Annotated in this window: 18 protein-coding genes; 8 read left to right on the forward strand and 10 right to left on the reverse strand. The window is 70.7% G+C overall.

Annotated elements, in window-relative coordinates; all coding sequences use genetic code 11:
- Window positions 1-5 precede the first annotated feature (5 nt).
- Entirely contained in the window at window positions 6-2552 is a 2547-nt protein-coding gene (locus ACQPWW_RS21985) for an ABC transporter permease (protein ID WP_433125169.1), read from the reverse strand.
- Between the two features lie 721 nt (window positions 2553-3273).
- Here ACQPWW_RS21985 and ACQPWW_RS21990 point away from each other — a divergent pair.
- Complete coding sequence (locus ACQPWW_RS21990) at window positions 3274-5097, forward strand: BTAD domain-containing putative transcriptional regulator (protein ID WP_433125170.1); 1824 nt, start codon at window positions 3274-3276, stop codon at window positions 5095-5097.
- A 189-nt stretch (window positions 5098-5286) separates the two neighbouring features.
- A complete protein-coding gene (locus ACQPWW_RS21995; protein WP_433134482.1) occupies window positions 5287-6279 on the forward strand; it encodes a TauD/TfdA family dioxygenase in 993 nt (330 codons plus the stop codon).
- On the opposite strand, the gene ACQPWW_RS22000 is transcribed toward ACQPWW_RS21995, so the two are convergent.
- Window positions 6235-8064 (reverse strand): ABC transporter ATP-binding protein, encoded by a 1830-nt coding sequence (locus ACQPWW_RS22000; protein ID WP_433125171.1) that lies wholly within the window; start codon window positions 8062-8064, stop codon window positions 6235-6237. The two genes, ACQPWW_RS21995 and ACQPWW_RS22000, sit on opposite strands and share 45 nt — an antisense overlap.
- 88 nt (window positions 8065-8152) lie before the next feature.
- On the opposite strand from ACQPWW_RS22000, the gene ACQPWW_RS22005 reads away from it, so the two are divergent.
- Complete coding sequence (locus ACQPWW_RS22005) at window positions 8153-8620, forward strand: MarR family winged helix-turn-helix transcriptional regulator (protein ID WP_433125173.1); 468 nt, start codon at window positions 8153-8155, stop codon at window positions 8618-8620.
- On the opposite strand, the gene ACQPWW_RS22010 is transcribed toward ACQPWW_RS22005, so the two are convergent.
- The gene (locus tag ACQPWW_RS22010; RefSeq protein ID WP_433125174.1) at window positions 8589-11078 is read right to left on the reverse strand and encodes an HAD-IC family P-type ATPase; all 2490 of its coding nucleotides are present in this window, start codon (window positions 11076-11078) and stop codon (window positions 8589-8591) included. The genes ACQPWW_RS22005 and ACQPWW_RS22010 overlap by 32 nt on opposite strands.
- A 216-nt stretch (window positions 11079-11294) precedes the next feature.
- On the opposite strand from ACQPWW_RS22010, the gene ACQPWW_RS22015 reads away from it, so the two are divergent.
- Window positions 11295-11951 (forward strand): response regulator, encoded by a 657-nt coding sequence (locus ACQPWW_RS22015; RefSeq protein WP_433125175.1) that lies wholly within the window; start codon window positions 11295-11297, stop codon window positions 11949-11951.
- 28 nt (window positions 11952-11979) lie between these two features.
- On the opposite strand, the gene ACQPWW_RS22020 is transcribed toward ACQPWW_RS22015, so the two are convergent.
- The gene (locus tag ACQPWW_RS22020; protein WP_433125176.1) at window positions 11980-13179 is read right to left on the reverse strand and encodes an FAD-dependent monooxygenase; all 1200 of its coding nucleotides are present in this window, start codon (window positions 13177-13179) and stop codon (window positions 11980-11982) included.
- Window positions 13180-13623: 444 nt separating this feature from the next.
- Between ACQPWW_RS22020 and ACQPWW_RS22025 the strand changes: the two genes are divergently transcribed.
- Complete coding sequence (locus ACQPWW_RS22025; RefSeq protein ID WP_433125178.1) at window positions 13624-13881, forward strand: hypothetical protein; 258 nt, start codon at window positions 13624-13626, stop codon at window positions 13879-13881.
- A gap of 106 nt (window positions 13882-13987) precedes the next feature.
- On the opposite strand, the gene ACQPWW_RS22030 is transcribed toward ACQPWW_RS22025, so the two are convergent.
- Entirely contained in the window at window positions 13988-14368 is a 381-nt protein-coding gene (locus tag ACQPWW_RS22030; RefSeq protein WP_433125180.1) for a DUF1737 domain-containing protein, read from the reverse strand.
- On the opposite strand from ACQPWW_RS22030, the gene ACQPWW_RS22035 reads away from it, so the two are divergent.
- Together ACQPWW_RS22035 and ACQPWW_RS22040 are read left to right on the forward strand one after the other, a co-directional pair.
- On the forward strand, window positions 14367-16982 hold the full coding sequence (locus tag ACQPWW_RS22035; RefSeq protein ID WP_433125181.1) for a DEAD/DEAH box helicase: 2616 nt from the start codon (window positions 14367-14369) through the stop codon (window positions 16980-16982). The two genes, ACQPWW_RS22030 and ACQPWW_RS22035, sit on opposite strands and share 2 nt — an antisense overlap.
- A 102-nt stretch (window positions 16983-17084) precedes the next feature.
- A complete protein-coding gene (locus ACQPWW_RS22040; protein WP_433125183.1) occupies window positions 17085-17474 on the forward strand; it encodes a hypothetical protein in 390 nt (129 codons plus the stop codon).
- A 55-nt stretch (window positions 17475-17529) separates the two neighbouring features.
- On the opposite strand, the gene ACQPWW_RS22045 is transcribed toward ACQPWW_RS22040, so the two are convergent.
- Window positions 17530-18951: a PLP-dependent aminotransferase family protein gene (locus tag ACQPWW_RS22045; protein WP_433125185.1), complete on the reverse strand. Its 1422-nt coding sequence runs from the start codon at window positions 18949-18951 to the stop codon at window positions 17530-17532.
- Between the two features lie 47 nt (window positions 18952-18998).
- Here ACQPWW_RS22045 and ACQPWW_RS22050 point away from each other — a divergent pair, with 47 nt between their 5' ends.
- Entirely contained in the window at window positions 18999-20348 is a 1350-nt protein-coding gene (locus tag ACQPWW_RS22050; RefSeq protein ID WP_433125187.1) for an FAD-binding oxidoreductase, read from the forward strand.
- Window positions 20349-20493: 145 nt separating this feature from the next.
- Here ACQPWW_RS22050 and ACQPWW_RS22055 read toward each other — a convergent pair whose 3' ends face one another.
- From ACQPWW_RS22055 to ACQPWW_RS22070, 4 genes are read right to left on the reverse strand one after another with little or no spacing between them, the layout of a single operon-like run.
- Window positions 20494-22818: a glycoside hydrolase family 3 N-terminal domain-containing protein gene (locus ACQPWW_RS22055; protein ID WP_433125189.1), complete on the reverse strand. Its 2325-nt coding sequence runs from the start codon at window positions 22816-22818 to the stop codon at window positions 20494-20496.
- Between the two features lie 39 nt (window positions 22819-22857).
- Window positions 22858-23724: a carbohydrate ABC transporter permease gene (locus ACQPWW_RS22060; protein WP_433125190.1), complete on the reverse strand. Its 867-nt coding sequence runs from the start codon at window positions 23722-23724 to the stop codon at window positions 22858-22860.
- Complete coding sequence (locus tag ACQPWW_RS22065; protein ID WP_433125192.1) at window positions 23721-24719, reverse strand: carbohydrate ABC transporter permease; 999 nt, start codon at window positions 24717-24719, stop codon at window positions 23721-23723. Before ACQPWW_RS22065 ends, ACQPWW_RS22060 begins: the two co-directional genes overlap by 4 nt.
- Complete coding sequence (locus tag ACQPWW_RS22070) at window positions 24716-26023, reverse strand: extracellular solute-binding protein (protein WP_433125194.1); 1308 nt, start codon at window positions 26021-26023, stop codon at window positions 24716-24718. The genes ACQPWW_RS22065 and ACQPWW_RS22070 overlap by 4 nt, the downstream gene beginning before the upstream one ends.
- Window positions 26024-26158: the final 135 nt, after the last annotated feature.

Genomic DNA, 26158 nt, shown 5'->3' on the forward strand with positions numbered 1-26158 from the left:
GCCGACTATGGCGCGGCGATGGCGCCCAGGACGTTGATCCGGGCGGCGCGCAGCGCGGGGAGGACCGCCGCGAACACACCGACCACGCCGGCTCCGGCGAAGTAGATCGCCATCTGCCCCCAGGGCACGACGAGCTCGTTGATGCCCTGCTCCCCGAGGCCCTGCACCGCGGCGGCGCCGAGTCCGCCCCCGACGACCACACCGAGCAGCGCGCCGAAGAGCGAGATGATCACCGCTTCCACCATGATCATCTTGATCGTCTGGGTCCGGTTCAGGCCGACCGCCCGCAGCAGGCCGATCTCCCGCACCCGCTCGATGACCGACAGGGCGAGGGTGTTCACCACGCCCAGGATCGCGATGAAGATGGCGAGACCGAGCAACACCTGGATCATCAGCCGGATCTGGTCGAGCGAGTCGGTCTGCTGGTCGGCGAAGCTGGACAGGTCCACCACCGAGACCTCCGGATCGTCGGCGAGAAGCGCCTCGATCCGGGGCTTGACCTGGTCGACCGGCACCTCGTCGGCGAGCTGCACGTAGCCGAGAGAGATCGTCGGGGTGCTGAGGTACTGCGCGGCGTCCTGCGGCAGGGCCATTCCACCGGGGAGGTCGGACTCCGGGTAGACGCCGGTGACCGTGTAGGTCCGCTGCTGCCCCTTGGCGAACTGGATGCTCACCGGGCTGCCCAGCGACAGCCCCATGTCGGTGGCGTGATCCTGGTCGATGACGATGTCGCCCGGCCCGAGCGTCCGCGGATCGCCCTGCACCGGGCGCAGGGAGAAGACCTCGGTCAGCGAAGCCAGGTCGTTGATGACCGTCACGTACCGCTGATCGCCGTTGACGACCGCCTGGTCGCGGTAGACCGCGGCCGCCGCGCTCACCCCGGACAGCTTCGCCACCTCGCCGAACACCTCGGGACGTACGCCCGGCTGCTGCAACCCGGTCTGTTCGCCACGCACCACGAGGTCGGCGCGCAGCGACCCGGAGGCCAGGCCACGGATGCTCTCCGACGCCGAGCCGAGGACCACGCTGACCGCGGTGATCAGGGCGATGCCCACCATGAGCGCGGCCGACGTGATCGCGGTGCGGCGCGGGTTGCGGCCGGCGTTGAGCCGGCCCAACTTGCCGGGGATGCTGCGGACGAACGCCCGTCCGAGCAGGGCCACCGCGGGCCGACTGAGCACGGGCGTGAGCAGCGAGACCCCGATGAACGAGGCGAGCACCCCCCCGAGCACGGCGATCATGGCGCCGGGCACCACGGCGGTGAGGCCCAGCACCAGCAGCACCGCACCGATACCGGTGATCACGGCGCCGACCGTCGCCAGCCGGGTCAGCGGCCGGTCCGGCCCGGCGGAGTCCCGCATCGCGGCGATCGGCGGTACGCGGGAGGCGCGCAGCGCCGGCACGACCGCGGCGATCACCGTCACCACGACGCCGACTCCGAAGGCCGCGGCGATCGCCACCGGCGGCACGCTCAGCCCGGCCAGGGTGAGGCCGCCGCTGTACCGGCTCACCAGGTACGCGAGCCCGGCGCCGGCGCCGACCCCGGCGGCCAGGCCGACCACTGCGGCAATCAGACCGATGACCGTCGCCTCCCCCAGCACCGACAACATCACCTGCCGGCGGCTGGCGCCGATGGAGCGCAGCAGCGCCATCTCCCGGGTGCGTTGGGCGGCGATGATCGAGAACGTGTTGAGGATCAGGAAGATGCCGACGAACAGCGCGACCGCGGCGAAGCCGAGCAGGATCTGACTGAAGAACGCCAACCCGTCGCGGAAGCCAGCGGCAGCTTCGTCGGCGAGCTCCTCGCCGGTCTTGGCCTCGTACCCGCCGCCGATCGCCTGGCGCACCCGGTCCCGCAGCTCGGCCGGCTCGACCCCGTCCGCGGCCCGGACGTTCAGGCTGCTGAAGACGCCGGTGCTGCCGAGCATGAGGCGCTGCGCGACCGGCTCGGTGAACGCGACGGACATGGTGCCACCGAGGGTGTCCCGGTCGCCGCTGTAGCCGAAGATGCCGACCAGCTTGAAGGAGCGGCGCGGCTCCAGGGTCAGCACGTCGACCGAGTCGCCCACCGTGAAGTCGCCGACGTCGGCGAGGGAGGCGTTGATGGCGACCTCGTCCGGCGCGCTGGGGCCTCGGCCCTCCCGCAACCGGACCAGCGCGCTCTCGCCGGTCCAGCTCTCGCCGACCCGCGGGGCACCGACCGACGGGATGACCTTGCCGTCGCCACCGACGACCCGGACGCCGTCGACCGAGACGACGCCGGTCACCTGCGCGACGCCGGACACCGCCGCGACCGTGTCGATCAGCGACGCCGGCACGCTCGTCGGCGCTTCACCACCGTCGACCTCGGAGACCTCGACCTTCGCCGCGCCGGTCACGCCGACGTCGGTGTCCGAGTACACCGAGGAGAACATCGAGTCGAAGGAGCGGCCCAGCGTGTCGGTGAGGACCAACGCTCCGGAGACGAAGGTGACCCCGAGGATGACCGCCATCGCAGACATGGCCAGCCGCAGCTTTCGGCTCAGCAGGCTCTTCAGGGTGGCCCGAAACATCAGTCGACTACCGCCGTCCGGTCAAGGTGTCATCGATGTGCGTCCCGGTGGGGTCCGGCGCAACTCCAACCTATCCGTGGACCGCGAATGCCACGTCGACACTGCGGAGGATGTCGAACGTCCCGAAAGTGGGTCGCGGCATCAGGGGCATCCCTGACGCCGACCCGACGGGCTCCGGCAGCACTGTCGGCGGCGGCGACACCGCTGGGGTGACGCCGGGCGGTGGGGTGCGGTCGCGGGCTCGACGGGTCACGGCACCGAGGGCGTAGCCCCGCCAGCGCGACCGGGCGCCGAGAGGATGGCGCTCGCCGAGGACCGTCCAGGGTGGACCGACGCGCTCCCGCGCACCCGACCGGCCCGGCCGTCCCGTGGCCGCGCCACCCCGGATGCCGGCCTTCCGCAGACGGGTGCGCGCAAACCCCCGCCATTCATCCGAGCGCGCTGCGTACGAGCAGGGCATATGCAAACTTCACGATGATTCAGGTGAACGTCCTGTGAACAGGATCGAAAGGAAGGTCGAGTACGGCCGTCAATTTGGTGTATAGTCGCTCTGCCGGGGGGGCCGGACGTAGTCGCTGGCTTTTTTGCTTTTTCGCATCGCTCACATACTGATTTTTATACGCACGGCACTCGATGCCGCCCTGCGACCGTCCGGACTGCCTCCGCAACAACGGGGGAGGCACATATGCGGGGTTCACGCACGGGCATTTTGGACTTTCGAATGCTCTCGCCGCTCGAGGTCTATGCGGGGAGTAGACGCTTACCGATCGGTGGACCGCGTCAACGGGCCATACTCTCAATTCTACTCATTAACCGCAACCAGATCTCATCGGTCGAAGAGATCATCGACAAGGTCTGGCACGGCGTGCCACCGAGCACCGGGCGTACCCAGGTCGCGATCTGCGTCGCCGCGCTGCGCAAGACCTTCCGGACGGCCGGCTGCGACGAAGACGTGATCGTCACCGTCGCGCCGGGCTACATGCTGTCCACCCGCGGCCACCGGGTGGACGCGGAGGACTTCCTCGAGCGGGTCGCGCAGGCGGAGGCCCTCGACCGGGAAGGCCAACCGGAGCGGGCCGCGCAGGTCTTCGAGGGCGCGCTGCAACTCTGGCGCGGCACGCCGCTCGGCGGCATCAACGTACGGATGGTGGAGGACGCCGCCGTCCGGCTGATCGAGATGCAGATGAGCGCCGTCGAGAAGTACATGGCGCTACGCCTGCAACTGGGCGAGTACCAGGCGCTCATCGGCGACCTCACCGCGCTGGTCCAGGCGCATCCCTTGCGCGACCGCCTCCGCGGCCTGTTGATGATGGCCCAGTACCGGGCCGGGCGACGTGCCGACGCCCTCGCGACGTATCACGACGGTCGGCGGCACTCGATCGAGGAGCTCGGCCTCGACATGGTCGCACCGCTGCAGTCGCTGCACGAGGCGATCCTGCGCGAGGACGAGATCGCGCTCACCGACGCCGGTTGGTCGCCTCGGCGCGCGGCGGCGGTCGTGCCGGCCCAGTTGCCGTCCAACGTGTTCGCGTTCTCCGGGCGGCTCGACGAGCTGCGGACGCTGGACAGCGTGCTCGACCAACCGCCACAGGGCAACCATCCGGTACGCGTCAGCTTCATCACGGGCAGCCCGGGCATCGGAAAGACCAGCCTCGCCATCCACTGGGCCCACCAGCGAGCCGAGGAGTTTCCCGACGGCCACCTCTTCGCCGACCTGGGGGCGCACGGCTACGCGCGGGAGCCGGAGTCGCCCGAGTCGGTCCTGCGCCGCTTCCTCACCGCGCTGGGCCACCGCCCGGAGCAGATCCCCACCGGCCTCGCCGAAGCCACGGCGCTGTACCGCACCACCCTGGAGGGCCGCCGCGCCCTGATCGTCCTCGACGACGTGCACAGCTTCGGGCAGATCCGGCCGCTGCTGCCCGGCAACGGGCAGTGCCACGTGCTGGTCACCAGCCGCAACCAGCTCGAGGGCCTGTCGGACAACTACAACGCGCTCCGGTTGCAACTCGGCATTCTGCCGCTGAGCGCGTCGACGGCCATCCTGCGGGATGTGGTCGGCCGGGACCGGATCACGTCGAATCCACAGGCCGCGCGGCGGCTCAGCGAACTCTGCGGCAACCTGCCAATAGCGGTGCGGGTCGCCGCCGCCCGGCTCCTCGGCAAACCGCACTGGCGGGTCTCCGACCTGGTCGCCCGCCTGGAGGACCGGGACCGGCGGTTGGACGAGCTCAGCCACGGTGAATACGACATCCGGCTGCGGTTCGAGACGAGCTGGCGGCAGTTGGATCCGTCGGTGGCGACCGCCTACAGCCGCCTGGCCCTGCTCGACGAGCCGCACTTCGACGCGTGGTGTGCGGCGAAGGCGACCGAACTGCGCGTGGTCGAGGCACAGGATCTACTGGAACGTCTCGTCGACCTGCATCTGCTCGACGTGGTGGGACGCGGCGAGGCTGGTCGGTTCGCGTACGGGTTCCAGGATCTCCTGCTGTTGTACGCCCGGGAACGCGTGGGCCGCGAGACCACCGTCGCGACAAGTTGCGCCTGAGCAGTCGCAGCCGGAGGCGCTCCGGTACAACGCTCGCGTGATATGCGGTCGATAACCGTCCTGACTAGCTTCGGGAGAGCGTCGACCGCCGCTCGTCGGCGTCACCCGCGGTCGACTGCCGGCGCCGTCGTGCGGACGTCGGCCGCTCTGGCCCCCCGTGCTCATCAGTGAGGAGACCGCGCTGTGTCCATGTTGGTCGAGACCGATTCGATGGCGTCCGCGACAGATGGCGGGGCATTCCTCGCCGATGGGGACGAGCGTCTGATGATCGCGGAGGTCGCCGGCCGGCTGATGGCCTCCGGTTCCCGACAGATCGACGACCCCGAGTGGGTGGCGTTGGCGCGGGGCGCCTGGGAGGAGCTGCCGGGCCGCCTGCGCGGCTCCATCCGGCGCTTCCGTCGCGACTCCGGGCCGTACGGCTCGCTGCTCGTGCGGGGCCTGCCCGTCGGCGAGGAGGACCTGCCCCCCACCCCCACCGTCGCCGGTTCGGTCCAGCGCTCGGCCACCATCCCGGCCTCGGTGCTGGCGATGGTCGCCTGCGGCCTCGGCGACCCGACCGCCTTCCGCGCCGAGAAGACGGGCGCCCTCGTCCAGGACGTCGTTCCGGTGCCCGGGATGGAGACCTTTCAGGGCAACGCCGGCTCGGTCCGGTTGTCCTTCCACAGCGAGAACGCCTTCCACGAGCACCGTCCGGACTTCGTGATGCTGCTCTGCCTGCGGGCGGACCCGGATCGGGTGGCCGGGTTGCGGCTGGCCTGCGTCCGCGCCTGTCTCCCCCGGTTGTCGGAGGCGGCCCGCGAGGCGCTGTTCAGCAAGTCGTTCGTCACCGCCGCGCCTCCCTCGTTCGGCTCCGGCGGCGCGAACACCACCCACGCCGTGCTGCGCGGGCCGGCCAACGACCCGGACATGTGCGTCGACCTGGCGGCGACGTCGGCCACCACGGCGGCAGGTCGGGAGGCGCTGCTCGAACTGCAGCGGGTGTTCGAGGCGACCGCCCGGACGATCAGGTTGGTCCCGGGTGACCTGGCGATCGTCGACAACCGTGTGACGGTGCACGGGCGGGACGCGTTCACGCCCCGCTACGACGGCCGGGACCGGTGGTTGCAGCGCACCTTCGTGAGCGCCGACCTGCGCCGCTCACGCGACTTCCGGCCCGACGACAGCTACGTGCTGGACCGCTGAGTCGCGGCTCGGCGCCGACCGGTCCGCCGCGACCAGCGCCGCGTACCAGCCGCCTCGGAGGAGCAGCTCGTCGTGGCCGCCGCTCTCGACGATCCGGCCCCGCTCCAGCACGACGATGCGGTCGGCGTGGCGCACTGTGGACAGCCGGTGGGCGACCATGATGGTCGTCCGCCCCGCGCTCAGGTCGTCGAGGGCAGCCTGCACTGCCTGTTCGGTCGCCGTGTCCAGGGCACTTGTCGCCTCGTCCAGGATCAGCACCGGCGCGTTGCGCAGCATGGTGCGGGCGATGGCGATGCGCTGCTTCTCGCCGCCGGAGAACCGGTAGCCCCGCTCCCCCACCACCGTGTCGTAGCCGTCCGGGAGGGAGGCGATCAGGTCGTGGATTCGGGCCGCCCGCGCCGCCGCCACCAGCTCCTCGTCCGAGGCGTCCGGTCGGGAGAATCGCAGGTTCTCGGCGATCGACGCGTTCAGGAGGTACGTCTCCTGCGACACGATGCCGACGATGCGTGCCAGCGAATCGAAGCTGAGGTCCCGGATGTCGACTCCGTCGATCGTCACCCGGCCCTGGTCCGGGTCGTAGAGGCGGGCCAGCAGGTACGTCATCGTCGTCTTGCCGGAACCGGTCGCGCCGACGATCGCCAGCGTGCTTCCCGCCGGGACCTCCAGGGTGACGTCCCGCAGGATCGGCTCGCCGGGCTCGTACGCGAACCCGATGTTCTCGTACCGCACGGTCCCCTGGACCTGGTCGATCGTCACCGGATCCGCGCGCTCGACGACGTCGATCGGAAGGTCGAGGTACTCGAAGACGCGGGCGAAGAGGGCGAGCGACGTCTGGATCTGCACCCCGATCCGCATCAGCGCGTTGAGCGGACCGAACATCGCCGCCTGCAGCGTGGTGAACGCGATCAGGGTGCCCACCGAGATGCCGCTCCGGCCGCCGGTGAGCGCCAGCCCGCCGACCAGGTACGTGACGGCCGGCACGGCGGCGAACGCGATCGAGATGGTGGACTGCCGCCACCGGCCGGCCATCTCGACGCCCACCTCCAGCTCGACGAGGTGGTCGGAGGCGCGGGTGAACTGCTCCACCAGCGCGCCGGATCGACCCATGCCCCGGCCCAGGAGGATCCCGCTCACCGACAGCGACTCCTGGACCTGGGAGTTCATCGCGGCGATCTGGCGCTGGCGGCGGGTGGCGATGCGGCGGCGGGCCGCGCCGACCCGCCGACTGATGCCCACGGTGAAGGGCACCAGGACGAACGACAGCAGCGCCAGCCGCCAGTCCATCGCGAGCATCGCCACGGCGCTGGCCAGTACGACGGTCAGGTTGGTGGCGAGCGCCGTGCCGGCGCTGGTGACGATCGCCTGCATGTCGCCGATGTCGTTGGCGATGCGCGACTGCACCTCCCCGGTGCGGGTGCGGGTGAAGAAGGCGAGCGACATGCGCTGCAGATGGCTGTAGACGGCGACCCGCAGGTCACGCATGATGCGCTGCCCGATCAGGGTGGAGATCAGTGTCTGCACGACCCCGAGGAGCGCGAGAGCGGACGCGCTGCCCAGCATGCCGAGCGCCAGCAGCGTCAGCAGGACGCGGTCACCGCTGGGGATGGCGTCGTCGATGATGCCCCGCAGGAGGAACGGCGCGGCCAACCCGACCAGGGCGGAGATGCCGATCAGGACGGCGAGCAGCGCCAGCCGCGCCCGGTAGGGGCGGAACAGGCGCAGGAGGCGCCGCGGGTCGACGGGTGGGGCGTCAGCCGCCCGGTCCAGCACGAGAGACATCGCCATGCTCCTATCAGACAGAAGCTGAGTATGCCTCATTGTGTGTCTCATCAACAATAGGTCGCATCAAGATGGCCGTGGCTATGCTGGCCCGATGGAGTCACTCCCCGGTGAACTCGCCGAACTGGTGCGTCAGCTGAGCAAACACATCCGCCGCAGTGCCCGCGACCGGCTGGCGCCGCTGCGTCTGACGCCGGAGCAGGGGCGTGCGCTGACCGTCCTGGCACACGCCGGACGCCCCCTGCGCATGGTCGAGCTGGCCGGTCACCTGCAGGTGGTGCCCCGCACGGTCACCGACCTGGTGGACCAACTGGAGGCCACCGGCCTGGTCACCCGTCGGGCCGACCCGGACAGCCGCCGGTCGGTGCTGGTCGCCATGACCGCTCGCGGAACGTCCACGATCGAGGAACTGGCGGCGGCACGCCGACGGGCCGCCGAAGAACTCTTCGGCGGCCTCGGCGACGACGATCAGAAGCTGCTGCGGGACCTGCTCCGGGCCGCCCTGCCCACCGGCGCGGCGGCCCCCACGCTCAGGCCCGACCAGCCAGTCGACGGCGCATGACCGCCCAGGCGACCTCCATCAGCAGGCCGGCGACGACCGCGATCGCGGCACCGACCAGCGGCGCCTCGGTGCCGACCAGCCGCAGTTGGAAGAAGGTCTGCAGGAACGGCACCACGAGCACCGTCACGAACGCCAGACCCATGCCCAGCACCAGCAGGATCCGCCACCACGTGTACGGGCGGGCGATGATGGCCAGCGCCCACAGCGCGACGAGGAACAGGGTCACCGTGGCGACCGAGGTCTCCGCGGGCAGGTCGTCCCCGTAGTGCGACCGCGCGAACCCGTACGACGTGATCGTGGCGGTGGCCGCCAGGATCCCACCCGGGATCGCGAAGCGCAGCACCCTACCGACGAAATCCGGCCGGGCCCGCTCCGCGTTGGGCGCCAGCGCCAGGACGAACGCCGGGATGCCGATGGTGAGCGATCCGATCAGCGTCAGGTGCCGGGGCAGGAACGGGTACGGCACCTGCCAGATCACCACGATGATCGCGAGCAGCACCGAGTAGACCGTCTTGGTCAGGAAGAGGTTGGCGACCCGTTCGATGTTGCCGATCACCCGCCGCCCCTCGGCGACCACCGAGGGCAGCGAGGAGAAGTTGTTGTTCAGCAGCACGATCTGGGAGACCCCGCGCGCGGCGGCGCTGCCGGAGCCCATGGAGATGCCGACGTCGGCGTCCTTCAGGGCGAGCACGTCGTTGACGCCGTCGCCGGTCATGGCCACCGTGTGCCCGCGCGACTGCAGGGCACCCACCATCGCCCGCTTCTGCTGCGGACCCACCCGACCGAAGACGGAGTGCGTCTCGACGGTGTCCGCGAGCGCCTCGGGGTCGGTGGGTAGGTTTCGCGCGTCCACCGCGTCGGCGGCGCCGGGCAGGCCGACGCCGCGGGCCACCGCACCGACGGAGACGGCGTTGTCGCCCGAGATCACCTTCGCTCCGACGCCCTGGTCGGCGAAGTACCGCAGGGTGTCGGACGCCTCCGGTCGGACCCGCTGCTCGAGCACGACGAGGGCGACCGGCGTGGTGGACGCCGGCACCGACGAGGGGTCCGCCAGCGCCTCCGCCAGCGGACGCGAGAACTCGGCGAGCAGCAACACCCGCAGCCCCTGTTGGCCGAGCGCGTCCGCGTCCGCCAACACCGGGTGCTCCGCGAGCAGCATCTCGGGTGCGCCCAGCAGCCAGGTCGCGGTCCGGCCGGAGGGTTCCACGAGCGTCGCGCCGCTCCACTTACGGGCCGAGGAGAACCAGGCCGTCTGCTCGACAACCCACTCCGGTGGGCCGGGGTACCTGTCGACGATGGCCTGCATGCTGGCATTCGGCCGCTCGTCGCCGGCGCCGAGGGCACCCAGCACCGCGTCCACCGGCACGCCGGGCACCAGCGACCGGACCTCCGCGACGTCCATCGTCGCCTCGGTGAGCGTGCCCGTCTTGTCCAGGCACACCACGTCGACCCGGGCCAGACCCTCGATGGCGGGCAGTTCCTGGACGAGGCACTGCCGCTGCCCCAGCCGGATCACCCCGATCGCGAAGGCGACCGAGGTCAGCAGGACCAGCCCTTCGGGCACCATCGGCACGAGGCCGGCGACCATCCGGCGCGCCGCCTCGGGCAGGTCGTCGCGGTTGACGAGCAGCTGACTGATGATCAGCGCGATGCCGGCCGGAATGATCGCCCAGGTGACGAACCGCAGGATCCAGTTGATGCCGTTGCGCAGCTCGGAGTTGACAAGTGTGAAGCGCTTGGCTTCCTCGGTGAGCTGAGCCGCGTACGCGTCGCGGCCGACCCGGGTGGCGGTGCAGACGCCGGTGCCGGCCACCACGAAGCTGCCGGAGAGCACATTGTCACCGACCGCCTTGACGACCGGGTCGGCCTCGCCGGTCAGCAGGGACTCGTCGATCTCCAGCCCGTCGACGGCCACGACCCGGCCGTCCACCACGACCTTGTCGCCGGGGCCCAACTCGATGACGTCGTCCAGCACGATCTCCGACGACGCCAGCTCGACAGTGTCACCACCGCGGCGCACCCGTGGCCGGGCGTCGCCGACGATCGCCAGGCGGTCGAGCGTGCGCTTCGCGCGTACCTCCTGGATGATTCCGATCAGGGTGTTCGCGACGATGACGCCGCCGAAGAGGCCGTCCTGGATCGGCCCCACCACCACGATGATGGCGAACAGCACACCGATGATGGCGTTGATCCGGGTGAACAGGTTCGCCCGGACGATCTGCCAGACGCTGCGGCTGGTGCTGGACGGCAGGTCGTTGACCTGGCCGGACGCCACCCGCTCGGCGACCTCGGCCACCGAGAGGCCGGACCGGACGCGCTCCGCGGTGATCGGCGCGACGGCCGGCGGGGCGGGCGGGTCCGCCTCGTCCGCGACCGGGGTCCGCTCCACGGCACCGACCTTCTCCACGTTGCTGCTCCCCCCGATGATGAGCAAGGACGCGCCCGTACTGCGCGTCACGCCGACGCTAGCCGGGAGCCGCGCACAGTCGCTATGCACGAAAGACACCAGTCAACCCTGACTTCTGTCGGGGTCGCCCGGTGCTCTTCGGTCCGCCGAGGGCCGCCTGCCGGTGGCGGGCCAACCACGGAACAGCCCGGAGCGTCTACCCTTGGCGGCACCGTCAGACGTGTCGCCACGGGGGTTGATCAGCATGCCGGAAGACGAAGAGTGTCGATGACGGTCCGGGTGTTCGTGGTCGACGACCACCCGCTCTTCCGAGTCGGTGTGCGGGCCGCACTCGAGGCGTTCGACCTCGACCTCGTGGGAGAGGCCGCGACCGGCGACGAGGCCGTCCGGATGCTGCGGCAGCTCGACCCGGCCGTCGACGTGGTGCTGATGGACGCGCACCTGCCGGACGGGTCCGGCGTCACGGCCACCCGGATGATCACCTCCGAGGTGGCGTTCCCCGAGGGAGCACCCCGGGTCCTGATGATGTCCACCTCCGACCGGGACGAGTCGGTGGTCGCCGCGCTGCAGGCCGGTGCCCACGGCTACGTCGCCAAGAACACCAGCCTGGAGGAGTTGGTCCGCGCGATCCTCACCGTCGCCGACGGCGGTGCCGTCTTCGGGCCGGCCATCGCCGGTCGACTCGGCAGCTACTTCACGGCGGCGCACCAGGCGCCCGGCCAGGCGGCCTTCCCCGAGCTGACCAACCGCGAGTTGCAGATCCTCCGTCTGCTCGCCCGCGGCTACGAGAACCGCCGCATCGCCCGGGAGTTGGTGATCGCCGAGAAGACGGTGCGCAACTACGTCTCGGCCCTCTTCACCAAACTGCGGGTCAGCACGCGTGGCGAGGCCATGGTGCGGGCCCGCGACGCGGGTCTCGGCTGACGCCTACGTCGCGGCGATCGGGCGACGTTCAGGCGGGCGCCGCCGCGGCCGGAAGCAGCGCGCCCAGCTCGTGCTCGACGTCGTACCGCCGGATCCAGTCGGCGTCCTCCCCGAGGCACGGCAGGACCCCACCGTCGGTCGTCGCCGTCGGCCGCATCCCCAACGAGCCGCCGCGTCGCGACTCCAACTGGACGCGGGCGGTGTGCGGTCGGCGGATCGCCTCGTAGCGCGCGAGAGCGGCGGCGATCCGGTCGGCGCTGACCGGCCGCCCGGCCGTTTCCTCGGCGAGGCAGTGCGCGACGGCCACCGCGTCCTCGATCGCCTGGCTGGACTCCTGACCGTGGTACGGCAGCATCGGATGTGCGGCATCACCGAGCAGGGTGACCCGACCGGTCCCCCAACTGTCCAGCGGGTCCCGGTCGTGCAGTGCCCACCGCCGCGGCTGGCCCAGGGCATCGACGATCGCGGCGACGTCGCGGTGCCACCCGGCGAACGCGTCGCTGATGTCGGGCAGGCCGCCCGTCGCGCTTCGCGAGCCGGCGTCGGTGTCCGGTACGACCGCCACGACGGTCAGCCGGCGTCCACCGTCGATCGGGTAGCAGGTCAGCCGCGCCGAGGGGCCGACCCAGACGAGGATCCGGTCCCTCGGCAGGTCGACGCCGGCGACCAGGCCACGGTAGGCGGCGTTGCCCGAGGTGACCGGGGGCGTCGGCGGGAACACCGCGCCGCGGACGACGGAGTGCACGCCGTCCGCGCCGATCAGGACATCGGCGCGGGCGGTCGTCCCGTCGTCGAAGGTCAGGGTCAGGACGTCCCCCTCGTCCCGGAGGTCGCACAGCCGGCGCCCGAGGTGGATGCTGCGCGGCGGCACCCGCCGGGCCAGCGCGGCGTGCAGGGCGGCACGGTGGATCGTGTAGTGCGGCGCACCGAACATGTCCTCCCACGCCGCGCCCATCGGCTGGTGGGCCAGCGTCCGGCCGTCCCGGTGGTCGCGGGCCTCCAAGGCCTCGGGCCGTACGGCCGTCGCGCGCAACGCGTCGGCCATGCCCCAGCGGTGCAGGATCCGACTGGCGTTGGGCCCCAGGTGCAGCCCGAGGCCGACCTCGCGGAGCTCGGCGGCCTGCTCGTAGATGTCGACAGCTATCCCGTGCCGGGACAGCGCGATGCCGGCCGCGAGACCGCCGATCCCGGCGCCGACGACGGCCACCTGGGGCTTCGATCGACTCACCGCCGTGCTCCTCCCCCCGAGGGCCGCTCCGGCGAATCCCGGATCGAACGTGATCGCGGCCCACCGCCTCGACCGTAGGTGACCCGGTGTCCCGGGCACCCGGGACGCGAGTCCTGCCCTGTCCCGCCCGAGTTGGCCTGAACCAGGCGTCGGAAACCGGATTTGCGCTTCGCCGCGGGACGTACGACGACGATCTGCGGCTGTGGCAGGCCGTGGCCGGTCGGCGGCATGATCGGAGGGGTCGGCTCATCCACTACCGTCCGGGCTGTGGCAGCCAGAGCAGCGGGAGCGTTTCGTCGGACGCCGATCGAGCGGTCAGACCAGCGGGTCGCATGGGAGCGGACGGACCAAGCCTTCTTCGCTGCCGGAGCGTGTCACATCCTCGCCTGGGTCTGCCGGGACTCCTATCCAGACAGGTCCATCGAGATAACCGCCGTTCGCCTCATGGGCGAGCGGCAGGTCTTCCACACCTACGCGGCCTGGGACGGCTGGGCGTTCGACCACTCAGGCTGGAACCCCGAGCCGCAACTGCTGGCGGTCAACGCAGACTTCGAAGGCCAACCGCTCAGGCGTCTCAGGATCACCGAAAGTCTCGCCGAGTTCTGCGAGAAGCGCCACCACCGCATGCCGAACCAGTACTGGCAGGACCCGCGCCCCCGTGCTCGCGACTACGTCGGCCGATACGTGCCGCCCTGGGCGTAGCCGCGTACCGCGCGAACGCACACCTGCCGAGCGGAACCGAACCACGCATGGTGATGGCCGCACCGGCGGCTGACAGGCGAGCGGTAGCGGCTGTGAGTGTGCGTCTCTACCTGACACTGCCCCTGGAGGCCTCGGCGCCGACAGAATGCGGCAGCACCAACGCTTGAGCGGCGATGACGCGTTGGCCGTTGGAGGTCAGCGCCGGCGACCCGTACGGCTGATAGCCCTGGTCGAGAAGCGCGCTGACGCCGACCCTTCGGGCCGTTGGTGGTCCGGCCGTCCGGCCTACGTCGACGCTGGTAGGCGGAGGAGCAACCAGGCGTGGGGCATTGGCTTGGTCGCTGATCGAATTACGAGGAATCTCCCAAGAATGAATTCCGTTCGGATCGCTGCCGAGAAGGCATAATCCGTCGGTGGCGAGGTTCCGGTGGCTCAGGATCAGTGATCCTGACGCGGAGATGCCGGAAATTGATGACCACATCGACATGCGCGCAATCGTCTCGGCCGATGCTGGTCTGAATCCGATCGCCGACAAGCTCTCGCAGGCGGGCGTGTCCGTGCGGCGGATGAGCTACCTCGTCGAGGACGAGGAGATCTACGGCGACGGCGACGGCAGCGTGCTGGCCGACAGCCGAGAGTGTCACCTGAACCGCCCCCGCAAGGGGGTGCATGCTCGCAGCTCCGGGGCAGCCGCCAAGGTCGCGAGCGCCGCGTTCGAGGCAGACTGGCAGGCCATCGGGTTCGACGTGTCCGATGGGCCGGCCGGCCAACCGGTCGAGCGGCTGGTGCCGGCACAGTGGGCGGACTACTTCACGTATCCGTCGTTCAACCCGGCTCAGGCTCAGGCCGTCCCGGAGATCATCGGGAGCGACGAGAACCTCGTCGTGGTCGCGCCGACCGGGTCCGGGAAGACCGTCATCGGCATGACCGCCGTCTTGAAGGTCGTGCTGGGCACCGGGCGTAAGGCGGCCTGGCTGGTGCCGCAGCGTTCGCTCACCGACGAGCTCGACCGCGACCTGGACCTGTGGCGGCGTCGTGGCCTGCGCATCGAGCGACTCTCCGGCGAACACCGGGTGGATCTGGCCCGGTTGCAGGAGGCCGACCTGTGGATCTCGACCACCGAGAAGTTCGAGTCGATCTGCCGCACCGGTTCGCTGCGGGAGGTTCTGGAGCGGGTCGGCGTACTGATCGTTGACGAAATCCACCTGGTCGGCGATCCGGTGCGCGGACCGACCCTGGAGGGCGTGCTCGCCCGCATGCGCGACGTCACCGGCGGACCCCGGCTGATCGGGCTCTCCGCGACAGTCACCAACAGCGCGGAGATCGCCGCCTGGTTGCGGGCGCGGCTGGTGACGATCGCCTGGCGGCCGGGCCGGCTCACCTGGCAGCTGCCTGTCATCGCCGCTCATCAGGACTGGAACGTGACCGAAGCGGCCCGCACCAGGCTGGCGTCGACAATCGCCACGATGGTGGCGGCCGACGGCGGCGGCGTGCTTGTCTTCTGCGGAAGCAAGCGCAACGTACGGCTCACCGCCCTGGTCATCGCCGCCGCGCGGGGCGCGGACGTGCGGCGAGTCCGGATCGACGACGCTGATGAGGTGCACGAGGTCTGCCGGCGGGTCGGTGTCGGCCTCCACTACAAGGGTTGGGACCATCGCGCCGACGCCGAGGCCGGCTTCCGCGAGCGGCGGCTGGACATCCTGGTGGCCACCACGACTGTCGCTGCCGGCGTCAACCTGCCGGCCCGCGCGGTGGTGGTCCGTGACACCCAGGTCGGCTTCGGCGCCGTCGACGTGGCCACGGTGCTACAGATGTTCGGCCGGGCCGGTCGCGCTGGTGCGGGTGAGCAGGACGGATGGGCCTACCTGATCGTCGACGAGCACGAGCACCCCTCCTGGCGGGCTCAGCTCACTGCGGGCTACACGGTCGACTCGCAGATTCAGGCGAATCTCCCCGAGCAGATGCTCAGTGAGGTGGTGCAGGACCGCATCGCGTCGCACCGTGGCGCGGACCAGTGGTGGGTCCGTACCCTGGCCCACCACCAGGGCAGCCACGGCAGCACGCCGCTGTACGACGCCGTCCGGTTCCTGCGGTCGTCCGAGATGCTGGCCGATGCCGAGCCCGGTGGTGGACAGGTCGTCGCGACCGAGCTCGGCCGGCTGACGGCCCGGCTGATGATCTCGCCCGAGGTCGGTGACGAGTTGCGGCGGACGCTCGCCGGCCTGCCGCTGCCCGCAGGCCCGGACGAGGCCGAACGGCTGATAATCCAGACACTGGCCACCGTGGTGCCGAAGTTGGCGCAGGCCGTGGCCGGTGACGCCGTCAAACCGGCGGTGGCCCGGCTGCTCGGTGCGGCAGTGCCGATGCAGCCCGGTTCCGTGCCGGGTGGTTCCCCGGGTGACCTCGCGCAAGCGAGCATGCTCGCCTTCACCGCACCGGGTATCGCCCCGTCCGGCGACCGTCTCATCGCTGGCATCCCCTACTCGGCGATGTACCCCGTACTGGAGGACGCTCCCCGCTATCTGCACTGGCTGGGCAGCCAGGGACTACTCGGCACCGTTCACCCCTGGTGCGCCGTCACCGCCGCCGACCTGGGCCGCAGGCTCCGCTGGCGGCGCTGCGCGCCTGGCCGCGGCGCCGGACGACTGCTGTGGATGCTGGAGCAGATGACGGACCCGGCCCGGATCGACAAGGACCTGCCAACGATGTGGCAGGCGGCGACCGAACGGGGCGTCACCTCACCGGACTGGCCATCCGGACGGCGCCCGGACGGTTGTGCCCTCGACGACCAGGCCTACGCAGCCTTGCTACGGGACCGGACCACCAACTGCCGGCTCAGCGAATATCCGCCGCACGCGTTCGCCAGCGGACCACCGGGATCGGTGGTTGTCACCTGGTGCGGGCCGCGCTGGCGGCTGACGCCGGTGCGTCGCGGGGTGGCCGAAGCGCCCTATCCGGACGGCGATCCCACTCGGCGCGGCGCGGCGCTGTTCACCTGGCGGGGCGATCACCTGGCGACGGGCTGGCCGGCCGTCTACGCCGCCGTGACAGCCGAGGGGGCACCGGCGCGCGAGCCGCTTCACCGGTCGGGGCGCCGGTAGCAAACCTGAGTACGCCGGCTCATGGCCCAACCGGGTCGGCAATCCACGCTGGACCGCATGGCATCTGAAGCGGTCGGCACAGGTCGACGGGGTGGCCCGGTCGTGGGACTCCTGGTCCTGGTCTGGGTCTGCGCAATGGTCGCGGCGGCCGTATGGTGGATGGGCATCGTCCTGGAGCAGTGGAGCGTCAGCTACGACGACCAGCCCGGCGAGTTGGCGGACCTCAAACGTCGGGCGAGCCTGGCCCTGCTGGTCGCCGCGTCGGTGGCGACCGCCGGGCCGGCCCTCATCGCGCTCGTCGCGTACCACCTGCGGCTGGTACGCACCGCTGCCGTCTTCCTGGTGCTGACCGTCGTGATCGCCGTACCCGCCGTACCGATCGCAGTCGGCGCCGGCGGGGACCTCGATCCGGCGCCGGCAGCGACGACACCCGGCCCGCCGGGGCACTGCATGGAACACAGCGGCGGCGACACCCGCTGCCCCGGCGGCTGACCGAACGGTTGCGTCGGACCGTCGATGCTGCTCACCGCGGCTTGTGCGACGACGATCAGGAAGCGACCGCACGGACCTCCGCGACAGCCTCGGCTAGGGCTTCCACTCCGTCGGTGATGGAGCGTTCGGTGAGGGTGGCGTAGCCGAAGATCAGCCCGCCGGGTTCGGCCGGGCTCAGTCGGTACCGGGAGACGCCCTGCACGACAAGTCCACGCCGGGCGGCGGCGGCAACGACCGAGGTCTCGTCGAGGTCGGGCGGGAGCCAGGTGACGACGTGTTGGCCCGCCGCGACACCGACCGGTTCGAGGTCGGACAGCCGTGCGCGCAGCGCGGCCAGGAGGGCGTCGCGGCGGCGGCGGTAGACCGGGCGCATCCGCCGCAGGTGCCTGTCGAATTCGCCGCGGGTGAGGAAATCGGCGAAGGTGAGCTGGTCGATGACGGGCGAGCCGCGGTCGGCCCGTACCTTGGCCGCAGTGATGTCGTCGACAAGGTGTGACGGCGCCAGCAGCCAACCGAGGCGCAGCCCCGGCGCCAGGGTCTTGCTCGCTGTGCCGCAGTAGACGACGGTGTCGGGCGCCAACCCCTGCATGGCGCCGACGGGCGAGCGGTCGTAGCGGTACTCCGCGTCGTAGTCGTCCTCGATCACCACGGCGCCGCGCCGCTGCGCCCAGCCGATGACCCGGGCCCGCGCGGTGGCCGACAGGACCCCGCCGGTGGGCCACTGGTGCGAGGGCGTCAGCACGACGGCGTCCGCGTCGGTGTGCTCCAACTCCTCGACGAGAATGCCGTCCGGCCCGACCGGGATGCCGACCACGTCCAGGCCGGCGGCGGCCGCGACTGGGCGGGCGTCGTCGTCGGCGGATGGGTCCTCGACAGCCAGCCGGCGGGCGCCGCGCGCCGCGAGCACCTGGAGGATCAGCGCGACGCCTTGGCCGTAGCCACTGCAGATCACGACGTTCTCCGGGCGGGCGGACGCGCCGCGGACCCGGTTGAGGTAGTCGGTCAGGGCGGTGTGCAGTTCGGGTACGCCACGCCCGTCGAGGTAGGCGAAGCGTTCGTTCGGCATGGTGGTGAGGACCGTTCGCACCGAGCGCAGCCAGGCGGCCCGGGGGAACGACGACGCGTCGGTGCGGCCGTACCCGAAATCGATCCGGGCCGCCGGCCGGTCCCCGCCGCGCCGTCCCGCCGACGGCTGAACCGGCTCGACCGCCACCTGGGTGTAGCCGCCCGCCCGACTTGTCAGGTAACCCTCGGCGACGAGTTGCTGGTACGCCTCGACCACGACGCCGCGGGAGATTCCCAGATCGGCCGCGATGGTGCGGGTGGGCGGCAGCGACGTCCCGAGCCGCAACCGGCCGGCCCGGATGCTGCCCCGGATCGAGGCGGCGATCTGCCGGTGCAGCGGCTCGGCCGCGGACCGGTCGACGTCGATGAGCAGGTCCGTCGCGGTGCTCGAATTGGTCCTGGGTTGGCCCATGAGATCGGACCTTACTTGGTGTACCGATTTCCGTCAGGCTCAGACGCATGACGACAACGACAGGTTCCCGCTTCGACGGCCGTCTCCTCACCCCGGCTGATCCGGGTTACGACGCGGCCCGCTCCGTCTGGAACGCCATGATCGACCGACGCCCGCGGATGATCGTGCAGGCCGCGAGCGTCACCGACGTGGTGGCCGCGGTGCGCCTGGCCCGCGAACTCGACCTGGAGATCGGGGTGCGCTGCGGCGGGCACAACGTGGCCGGCCTCGCCGTTCCCGCGAACGGCCTGATGATCGACCTGACCCCGTTGAACGGCGTTCGGGTCGACCCGATCCGGCGACGCGCCCGGGTCCAGGGCGGCGCGCTGTTGGGCGCGCTCGACCGGGCGTCGCAGCCATACGGCCTCGCCACTACCGCGGGTAACGTCTCGCACACCGGGGTCGGCGGCCTGACCCTCGGCGGCGGCATGGGCTGGCTCGCCCGCCAACACGGCTTGGCCTGCGACAACGTCGTCTCCTACACGATGGTCACCGTGGAAGGGGAGGTGGTGACCGCGAGCCGCTCCGAGAACCCCGACCTCTTCTGGGGCCTGCGCGGCGGGGGCGGCAACTTCGGCATCGTCACCAACTTCGACTTCCAGCTGCACCACACCGGAACGCAGACCCTTGTCGCCGAGTTCGACTTCCGCGCCGAGGACGCCGTACCGGTGCTCGAAGGCTGGCGGGACCTCAACGCCGTCGCGCCGCGGCAGGCGACCTTCACCGCCGATGTCCACGGCACGACCGAGGGCCCGATCGCCACAGTGGGCTTCGTATGGGTCGGCGACCCGGCACAGGGTCGCCGGCTGCTGCCGGCGATGCGCGCGCTCGGGCGACCGGTCGCCGAGCGGGTCACCACACCGTCGTACCTGGAACTGCAGCAACGCGACGACACCGTCGGCGGCCACGCCTACCGCCGGTACTCCAGCGCGCACTACCTGCGGCGGTTCCCCTCCGCCGCGATCGAGGCGTTCCTGCTGCGCGGCGCGGCCGACCTGCACGCCGGCACCCACCTGCCCGCCGCAGGCCTGCAGGCGCACGGTGGCGCGATCGCCGACGTCGCGGATGCCGACGCCGCGTTCAGTCACCGGGGCACCATGTTCGAGTTCGGCGCCGGCTCCCGCTGGACCGAGCCATCCGAAGACGACGCGCGGATGGCGGCGGCTCGTGCTGCCGGAGCCGCGCTCGACCCGTACGCCGACGGCGTCTACGTCAACTCACTCGCCGCCGACGAGGGGCAACGCGGGGTACGCCGCGCCTACCCGGCCGCCAAGCTCGCACGGCTCACCGCACTCAAGACGATCTGGGACCCGCACAACGTGTTCCACCTCAACCACAACATCCGGCCCCACAGCTAGCGCAGCCGGCTGCTCCTGCCCCGCCCGGTCACGCTCCCCCACCGGGCGGGCGGCGGTCCGGCCCGCCCGGTTGTCGCCGCGCTGCCGCCCGTCAACCACGGAACGCGGACAGGGCCGGTCCACCGGCGACGACGGCGGACCGGCTTCAGCGGATGTCGGTGGTGGTCCAGCGGGGGGAAGCGTTGGTGACCGGGACGGTGTCACCGACAAGCGTGGTCACCGCCTGCGTGTCCCGCTGCACGCTGGTGCCGACCCAGAGTTCGACGTCGCCGGGCTCCACGACGCGGGTGAACGTGCGGTCGGAAAACGCCAGCCGGGTGGTGGGGACCGTCAGCTCGACAGTGACGGACCGACCCGGTTCCAGGTGGACCCGTTGGTAGCCGAGCAGCTGCGCCACCGGCCGGGTCACCGAGGCCACCACGTCGCGACCGTAGAGCTGGACCACGTCGTCGCCAGCGACCGCGCCGTTGTTCGTCACCCGCACCGTCACGACCAGCGCACCATCGGTGGGCACCGTGCTGGGCACAGTGAGATCGCTGTGCGTGAACGTCGTGTAGGACAGGCCGTGGCCGAACGGCGCCACCGGCGTCGCCGGCAGGTTGGTCACCTCGTTGCCCTGACCAAGGGTGGGGTGCAGGTAGGAGTACGGCTGTGCGCCGGCCGACCCGGGCAGGCTGACCGGCAGCCGGCCGGACGGGTTGACCCGCCCGGAGAGCACCCCCGCGATCGCCCCGGCGCCCTCTTCGCCCGGGAAGAACGCCTGCACCACCGCCGCGCAGCGGGACAGCGCCCAACCGACCGTGTACGGCCGGCCGGTGACCAGCACGAGGACGACGGGTGTGCCGGTCGCCACCACCGCCTCGACCAGTTCGCGCTGGACGCCGGGCAGCTCCAGGTCATCCCGGTCGCAGCCTTCCCCGACAGTGCCACGTCCGAAGAGGCCGGCGTGGTCGCCGACGACCAGGACTGCGACATCCGCGGCGGCGGCCGACTCGACAGCCTCGTCGAAGCCGGATCGGTCGTCGGTGTCCACGTCGCAGCCGCGCGCCCAGCTGACGAGATCGTCGCCGAACTCCACCCGCATGGCGTCGAGCACTGTCGGCACCTCGATACCGGCCTCCACGCCCGGATGCTGGACGAGCACGTGGTTGAGGAACGAGTAGCACCCGAAGAGCGCACTCTGCCGATCGGCGTTCGGGCCGATGACGGCGACCCGTCGCCCGGCCGGCAGCGGCAGCGCGTCCCGGTTGGCGACCAGCACGATCGACTCCTCGGCGAGCCGACGGGCGATCGACCGGTGCTCGGGCGAGTCGAGGTCGACCGCCTGGGGCGGCTCGTCGGTGAAGGTCGCGTCGAGCAGACCGAGGTCCTGCTTCTGGCGCAGCACCCGCAGCACCGCACGGTCGACGAGCGCCTCGTCGAGCTTGCCCGCCCGCACCGACGCCGGCAGGGTCAGATAGGCGTCGCCGGTGGGCAGTTCCACGTCGACACCGGCGGTCAGCGCCTGTCCGGCCGCCTCGGCGTGATCGCTCGCCACGTGGTGCAGCAGGTTCAGGAACGCGACCCCGTAGTAGTCGGCCACCACGGTGCCGTCGAAGCCCCACTGGTCCCGCAGGATGCCGGTCAGCATCGTCGGGTCGGCGGCGACGGGCACCCCGTCGATCTCGGTGTACGAGTGCATGACACTGCGTGCCTCGCCGTCGATGATCGCCATCTCGAACGGGAGGAGCAGCACGTCGGCCAGTTCCCGACGGCCGACGTGCACCGGGCCGAAGTTGCGCCCGGCGCGCGAGGCGGAGTAGCCGGCGAAGTGCTTGAGGGTGGCGTGCACCCCCTGCGCCTGCAGGCCACGCACGTACGACGTGCCGATGGTGCCGACCAGGTACGGGTCTTCGGAGATGCACTCGTCCACCCGACCCCACCGGGGGTCACGGATCACGTCGAGCACCGGCGAGAGCCCCTGGTGGATACCGAGGGCCCGCATCGAGGCGCCGATCGCCGCGGCCATCTCGGTGACCAGTTCGGGGTCGAACGCGGCGCCCCAGGCCAGCGGCGTGGGAAAGGTGGCCGCCTTCCACGCCGACAGCCCGGTGAGACACTCCTCGTGGACGATCGCGGGGATGCCGAGCCGGGTCCCCGTTACTAGGTTTCGCTGGAACTTCCAGAGCCAGGACGCGCGGGCCGCCGCGTCCAGGGGGCGGGTGCCGTAGGCGCGGGTGAGGTGACCGAGCCCGTGCCGGGAGAAGTCCTCGAGCGTGACGGCGTCGCCGAACTCCCCCTGCAGCGGTGCGACCGCCTCGCCGTCCTCCTTCTCCCAGAAGCCGACGAGTTGGGCGATCTTCTCCTCGATCGTCATCCGGCCGAGCAGGTCGCGGAGGCGTGCTTCGCTGTCGTGCCCGGCCGGCCGGCCGTGCTCCGGACCTGCCTGAGCCGTCGCCGGCCCGTCCACCAGTGCGTGGACCTCAGTCATGCTGTGCCTTTCTGTGGTCGTGCCCCGTACCGCTGCCGCTCAGCCCTTGACCGCACCCTGCAGGCCACCGACGATCTGCTTCTCCGCGAGCGTGAAGAAGAGCAGTGCCGGCAGCATCGCCAGCGAGGTGAAGGCGAGGACGCCTGCCGTGTCGGTGGTGTACTGGCTGGAGAAGTTCTGCACCCCCAGCGGCAGGGTGTGCAGGTTGACGTCGCTGAGGACGAGCAGCGGCAGCAGGAACGAGTTCCAACTCGCCACGAACGCCAGGACGCCAACGGTGACGAGCGCGGGCCGCGACAGCGGCATCGCGACGCGCCAGAGGAAACCGAGCCGACTCGCACCGTCGATGGCGGCGGCGTCCTCCAACTCTCTCGGGATGGCCGACAGGAACGGGCGCAGGATCACGATCGTCAGTGGCAGTGAGAAGGCGACCTGCGGGAGGATCACCGCGTAGTAGGAGTTGATCAGGTTCAGGTCGCGCAGCATGAGGTAGAGCGGCAGGATCGCCGCCCCGGCCGGGAACAGCAGGCCGAGGGTGAAGAAGGTGTAGAGCCCCTCCCGCCCGCGGAAGTGGTAGCGGGCGAGCACGAACGCGGCGGCCATCCCGAGCACGACGACGGCGAGCGTGGTGCCGAGGGCGATGACCGCGCTGTTGAACGCCTGCTGCCAGAAGTTGCTCTGGGTCAGCACCCTGGCGTAGTTGTCGAAGACGAACGGGTCGGGCAGGCCGGCCGGGTCCGCGACGATCTGCGGGGTGGTGCGGAAACCGCCGATGACCACGTAGATGACCGGGGCGATCGACACGGCCGCGACCGCGAGCGCGAGCGCGTAGGTGAGCGGCGTGCCCCAGGACACCTGACGGCGTCCGGTGGACGGGGAGCGAACGGAGTTCACGGCCATCGTCACTTCGCCCTTCCGGTGATGGCGCCCTCGATGTCGCGACGGAGCAGGAACCGCTGGAACAGCAGCGCCGCGACGAAGGAGATGACGAACAGGATGACGGCCACGGCGTTGCCGTAGCCCCAGAGCCGGGCGAAGAACCCGTTGTCCACCATGTACGTCGCCATGGTGGCCGATGCGCCGAGGGACCGCACCGCTGGCACCGAGGTCACCCAGATCATGTCGAAGATCTGCAGTGAGCCGATCATGGACAGGAACATCCAGATCCGGATCGTCGGGCCGAGCAGCGGGATCGTGACGTGCCGTTGGATCTGCCACCAGCTCGCGCCGTCGATGGCTGCCGCCTCGGTCAGCTCGTCGGGCACGTTGGACAGCCCGGCGAGCAGCAGGATGATGGCGAAGCCGACGTACTTCCAGGTGAGGACGGCCAGCAGGGTCCAGATGACCAGGTCCAGGTCAGCCAGCCAGGCGTGCACCAGGCCGCCCATTCCCAGGGACCGCAGCAGCGCGTCGACAGTGCCGTCGCCGGTCAGGAGCAGCTTCCACATGATGCCGACGGTGACCTCGGCGAGCACGTACGGCACGAAGACCAGCAGGCGGAACACGGCGCGTCCGCGGAAGCGACGGTTGAGAAGCAGGGCGACGCCGAGGGCGATCGGGCCCTGGATCAGCAGCGACCCGAACACGATGATGGCGTTGTTGCGCAACGCGTCGAGGAAGATCGGATCCTGGAAGGCGAGGGTGTAGTTCCTCAGGCCGACGAACTCGGTGGGCGGCCCGACGCCGCGCCACCGGAACAGGCTGTAGTAGACCGCGAAGCCCATCGGCACCAGCACGAACATCACGTAGATGACGACGGCCGGCGTGGTGAGCCCGACGATCTCATACCACTTGCGGCGGGTCTCGGCTCGGCGGGCGGCTGTGCGCTCGGCCTCGCGGTGGCCCGCCGGCGACGCGGAAGCGTCGCCGGCGGGGATACGGATCTGGTTGGCGGAGGTCACTTGCTTGCGGCCGCCTTCATCGCCGAGACGACCTTCTCAGGTGCCCCGTTGCCGGCGAAGATGGCGACGATCGCGTCGTTCATCGCGCTGCCGACGGTGCTGCCGTAAGCCGTGTCCAGCCAGAGCTGGACGTAGCTCGCGCTGGAGGTGGCCTCCAGGATGGACTTCAGCGCGGGGTCCTTCACGCCGGCCTCGGCGCCCTTGGCGACAGGCAGGCCCGTGCCGGTCTCGGCGTAGCCCTTCTGCACCTCGGGGCTCACGATGTACTTGAGGAACTCGACGCACTCGGCCGGGGCCTTCTTGGAGCAGGAGAACCCGTCGCCACCGCCGAGGGCCGCCTTCGGGTCACCCGGGGAACCGGAGATCGCCGGCACCGGGAACCAGCCGAGGAACGTCGCGAGCTTCGCCTTGTCCGTGGCGACGGTGTCCAGCGTGCCGCGGTTCCAGTCACCCATGAGCTCCATCGCGGCCTTGCCGTTGGCGAGCATGCCGTTGGCGCTGGTCGGGTCGTTCTGGCCCGGCGTGGCGATGAAGTTGGGCTGGAACGGCTTGGTGTCGATGAAGCTCTTCAGGTCCTGGCCGGCCTTCACGAAGCACGGATCGTCGAAGTTCTTGTCCTTCGACGCCTTCTTCAGGGTGTCGACCGAGCAGGCGCGCAGCGCGAGGTTGTACCACCAGTGCGCGGCCGGCCACTTGTCACCGGCGCCCACGGCGATCGGAACGACGTTGATCGCCTTGAGCTTGGTAACAGCGGTGTTGAGCTCCTCGAAGGTGGTCGGCGGAGCCGCGATGCCCGCCCTGGCGAACATGTCCTTGTTGTACCAGATGCCCTCGATGCCCATCCGGAACGGCAGGCCGTACTGCTTGCCGTCCACCTGCCAGATCTCCGCGGCGCTGCCGATGTTGGCAACCTCGGTCTTGACCTGGTCGGTGATCTCCTTGAGGTAGTCGGCCTCGACCTGCTCGCTCATCTCGCCGCCGCCCCAGGCCTGGAAGATGTCCGGCGGGTCGCTGCTCAGCAGCGCGGCGGGGAGCCGGGTGCGCTGGAGCTGATTGGTCTCGATCGCCTCGATCTCGATCTTGACGGTGGGGTGGAGCGCGGAGAAGTCCTTGGCGACCTTCTCCCAGTAGGTCTTGCCGGGCCCGTCCTGTGAGGCGTTGTGCCACCAGGTCAGGGTCACCGGATCCTTGAACAGCTCGCCCTGGGGAGCCGCCTCTTCGCCGCCGCCGTTGCACCCGGCGACAACGAGAACACTTGTCATCAGCAGTGCCCAGACGGCACCCGCACGGTGCTTCGTTGCCATCGATGTCTCCTCGACTAGTCAGTCGCGGTACTCAGCCTGCGGCGAAGTTTTACAGTCACGTAACTTGATGTCAATCGGTATCGATAACGTTTTCGAACCGCTCGTGACGGACCTCGGTGGCGGCCCTATCATCAA

The organism is Micromonospora sp. CA-240977, from assembly GCF_050942285.1.
Lineage (GTDB): Bacteria > Actinomycetota > Actinomycetes > Mycobacteriales > Micromonosporaceae > Micromonospora.

Excerpts from the sequence above, each read along its gene's own strand:
- ACQPWW_RS21985 (WP_433125169.1), bottom strand. The coding sequence starts at position 2,552 with ATGTTTCGGGCCACCCTGAAGAGCCTGCTGAGCCGAAAGCTGCGGCTG.
- ACQPWW_RS21990 (WP_433125170.1), top strand. The coding sequence starts at position 3,274 with ATGCTCTCGCCGCTCGAGGTCTATGCGGGGAGTAGACGCTTACCGATC.
- ACQPWW_RS21995 (WP_433134482.1), top strand. The coding sequence starts at position 5,287 with ATGTTGGTCGAGACCGATTCGATGGCGTCCGCGACAGATGGCGGGGCA.
- ACQPWW_RS22000 (WP_433125171.1), bottom strand. The coding sequence starts at position 8,064 with ATGGCGATGTCTCTCGTGCTGGACCGGGCGGCTGACGCCCCACCCGTC.
- ACQPWW_RS22005 (WP_433125173.1), top strand. The coding sequence starts at position 8,153 with ATGGAGTCACTCCCCGGTGAACTCGCCGAACTGGTGCGTCAGCTGAGC.
- ACQPWW_RS22015 (WP_433125175.1), top strand. The coding sequence starts at position 11,295 with ATGACGGTCCGGGTGTTCGTGGTCGACGACCACCCGCTCTTCCGAGTC.
- ACQPWW_RS22025 (WP_433125178.1), top strand. The coding sequence starts at position 13,624 with ATGGGCGAGCGGCAGGTCTTCCACACCTACGCGGCCTGGGACGGCTGG.
- ACQPWW_RS22035 (WP_433125181.1), top strand. The coding sequence starts at position 14,367 with ATGCGCGCAATCGTCTCGGCCGATGCTGGTCTGAATCCGATCGCCGAC.
- ACQPWW_RS22030 (WP_433125180.1), bottom strand. The coding sequence starts at position 14,368 with ATGTCGATGTGGTCATCAATTTCCGGCATCTCCGCGTCAGGATCACTG.
- ACQPWW_RS22045 (WP_433125185.1), bottom strand. The coding sequence starts at position 18,951 with ATGGGCCAACCCAGGACCAATTCGAGCACCGCGACGGACCTGCTCATC.
- ACQPWW_RS22050 (WP_433125187.1), top strand. The coding sequence starts at position 18,999 with ATGACGACAACGACAGGTTCCCGCTTCGACGGCCGTCTCCTCACCCCG.
- ACQPWW_RS22055 (WP_433125189.1), bottom strand. The coding sequence starts at position 22,818 with ATGACTGAGGTCCACGCACTGGTGGACGGGCCGGCGACGGCTCAGGCA.
- ACQPWW_RS22070 (WP_433125194.1), bottom strand. The coding sequence starts at position 26,023 with ATGGCAACGAAGCACCGTGCGGGTGCCGTCTGGGCACTGCTGATGACA.